The organism is Enterobacter sp. 940_PEND, from assembly GCF_001059415.1.
GTDB classification, from domain to species: domain Bacteria; phylum Pseudomonadota; class Gammaproteobacteria; order Enterobacterales; family Enterobacteriaceae; genus Enterobacter; species Enterobacter cloacae_M.
The window spans coordinates 1-303 of sequence record NZ_JUMS01000131.1; the positions used below are offsets into that span (position 1 = coordinate 1).

Consider the following 303-nt stretch of genomic DNA (forward strand, 5'->3'; position numbering starts at 1 on the left):
CAGCCTTCGTGGGTCCTGATGTAGGTTATGTCCGTTACCCAACGCTCATCAGGAGCATCCGGATTGAACTGTCGCTGGAGCCTGTTGGGTGACACGATACTGGCCTCGCCTTTACGTGCCCGCGGGCTTCGGTATCCGACCTGAGCCTTTATTCCGACACGTTTCATCAGTCTCCAGACTCTGTTTACTCCGCACTGTTGCCCGCTGTCACGCAGATCCAGATGGATTTTGCGATAACCATAGACGCATCCCAATTCCAGCCAGAACTGTTTAATCTGTCCTGTCAGTCTCAGGTCTGCCTGA

General features: G+C 53.8%; 1 protein-coding gene. It reads right to left on the reverse strand.

Annotated elements, in window-relative coordinates:
- Positions 1–303, reverse strand: a 303-nt coding sequence (locus ADJ24_RS19170) for an IS3 family transposase (RefSeq protein ID WP_048703400.1), incomplete at both ends; no start/stop codon positions are given.